At 35.0% G+C, this 2700-nt stretch carries 1 protein-coding gene; it reads left to right on the plus strand.

Annotated features, from left to right (window positions below; translation table 11 throughout):
• The first annotated feature begins 539 nt into the window (after nucleotides 1-539).
• A complete protein-coding gene (locus DFR79_RS15950; protein WP_133516444.1) occupies nucleotides 540-2531 on the plus strand; it encodes an S-layer homology domain-containing protein in 1992 nt (663 codons plus the stop codon).
• Nucleotides 2532-2700 lie beyond the last annotated feature (169 nt).

Consider the following 2700-nt stretch of genomic DNA (forward strand, 5'->3'; position numbering starts at 1 on the left):
CTGTATCTTATTTGAGCTGATTTTAGTGTAGAAAATACTGTTTAGAGTAATATTTTATCTTTTTTATTTTTTAAAAATCATTTGCGGAATCTCTGAATAAATAATAATTTTGTTGACAAAGTGTAATTTTTTATGATATATTATGAATGACCGGTCAGTCATTAAAGATTTGACTTTAGGTTTGAACCAGGAGAAAGCGTGAAATATTTTCATGAATGATTTCCTCAGTAAGCGACTTGTTACCCCTTGTTGTTCCTGCTGAGAAATCATTTCGGGGGGCACCGGTTTTCTCCTGGTTTACTTTTATTGCTGTTAATCTACCTTTTTCAAAAAAATGAAAAGGAGGTGAAAAACACTTCGAAGATTTGAAAATATCTAAGGTAGAATAACATATAGAGGATCTGAAAGAATAACAATTGTTTAAGTTAAAAATGATAAGGAAACTAGGTCACTTATTGTTTTCTTAAATGAAAGTTGATTTCTCAGATCCAGAAAGAGAAAATAAAATTGAAAAGAAAACAAAAGGAGTGTTAAATTTTATGAAAAAACTTACAATTACAATTGCTTTACTTTTAGTCGTAGCATTAGCTATGCCTGCATTTGCACAGTCATTTTCTGATGTGCCAAGTGATCACTGGGCATATGATGCAATTAACAAATTAGTCGCTGCTGGTATCGTCGAGGGTTATCCTGATGGTGAATTTAAAGGTCAGCAGTCAATGACACGTTACGAAATGGCTGTTATGGTTAGCCGCGCTCTAGACAAAATTGCTGATGAGCAACAAGCTCTAGCTAATGAAGTTGACAAAATGGGCGAGGGTCTCACTACAGGTCAGGCAGAAGACGTAACTGCTATCGTTAAGTCTTTAATGGAAAAGAACACTGATAAAACACTCAGTGATCAGGAAGCAAAAGAAGTAGCAGATATCGTTGATGCTTTAACATTCGAATTAAAAGCTGAACTTAAAGTATTAGGTGCAGACATTGATGCTGTAGAATCTGACTTAGCTGAAGTACAGAAAACTGTAGCTAAATTAAAGTCTGATATGCCGCAGGATAACATTGAATTTGGCATGGATATAACTACTAAGTTTGAAACTGCTAATTATAATGAAAATGTTGATGAAACAATTGCATTATGGGCTGATGGTGATGCTTTAGATTTAGACTTACCAACTGTTACAAAAGGTGGTACTTCTTATACAGCCTCTAATGCTAATAATTGGAGTAATTTAGATAATGCAAATGATACTGATTTAGATAATGATCCAACGGTTCCATTTACAGATTCTAGTGGAACAGTGAGAAGTTTTGACCCCGAGACAGATACTTTTTCATGGGAAGATGCTGATGACCTCCCATCTGAAAGAAGATTCTGGCAGGAATATGATTTAAATGTTAATGGTAATTTAGGAGATGCTAAGTTTAACTTAGATATCGATACTTTAACAAATTCATTTGCTGCAGAACATTCTGCTTTTGGATATGAAGAAGGTAATAGTAATACATTAGAAATGGACTCAGCACTATTAGAAGTTGCTTATGATGGTTTTGGATTAAGAATGGGAGACTTTGCTGACTATCATGTTGAAAAATATCTGACTGACGAAGAAGATATGGAAGGGTTAGAAGCTAGTTACACTTATAATGACATTAACTTCGAAGCTATTGTATTAGGTGATGATGACGATACATCTGATGACTATTATGGCTTTGTTGCGGATAAGAATATGGGATATGGTAATCTAGCTGGTAAAGTTTATCATGTAAGAGCTGATGGACCTAATGAATCAACATATGTAGCTGTTGAGTTAACAGATTTTAATGCAACTGATGCTTTTACATTTGGTGGAGAAGTTGCATTTAACGATTGGGAAAGAAATACTAATAGTGAAAGTGATATCTATGCTATGGTAAATGGCGAATTCGCTGCAAATGAAGCTTTAACCGTTAATGCTATGGTAGAAACTGTTGGAGCTGATTTCCTGGCAATTGATGATGATTTAGCTGGTGATGATGCTACTGTAACAAGTCGTAGCAATTTTGATAATGTAGATTATGATAAGTTTGAACTTGGTGCTAAGTATGTTGTAAATGAAATGAACAGTGTTAATGGTTCTGTAGCCGTGGTTCAACCTGGTGATAAAAACTATGTAGCATCTGCAGAAGATAAGCTTGTAGTTAATGCTGGATGGGACAATGTGTATGGTGATTTTACTAATAATGTAGCTGTAGAATATACTGATAATGATGGCTTTGTTAATGATCATACAGTAACAGTAATTGAATTAGGTACTGAATATGCCTGGAACGAACTAACTACACTTGGTGCTGCTTTAGTTAACAAGAATGAAGAAAAAGCCGCAGGTAACGTAATTAATTATAACTATCTAAAGGGTACTTTGGATAAAGAGTTAGCTGATAACCTCACATGGAATACTGAAGCTAAGTATATCATTGGTGATGTTGGCTTGAATGAAATAGAAGGAGAAGGTAGTGCCTTAACTACTTCCTTATCCGTAAGTTTCTAAATATATATTACAGTTAAGTGAATAAACACTACCCGGGGATTTTTCCCCGGGTTTTCTAGTTTGCCTGGCATGAATATTTGCTAATCAGTGAAAGTCTGATGTGGGGGTTAATAGTGCCAACCGCTAGCTGAAGACAAGGGTGTCCATCGCGAGGTGGAATCTGAAGGAA

It is taken from the genome of Halanaerobium saccharolyticum, assembly GCF_004362045.1.
Taxonomy (GTDB): domain Bacteria; phylum Bacillota; class Halanaerobiia; order Halanaerobiales; family Halanaerobiaceae; genus Halanaerobium; species Halanaerobium saccharolyticum_C.

Coding starts and splice junctions, on each gene's coding strand:
- DFR79_RS15950 (WP_133516444.1), top strand. CDS start 540: ATGAAAAAACTTACAATTACAATTGCTTTACTTTTAGTCGTAGCATTA.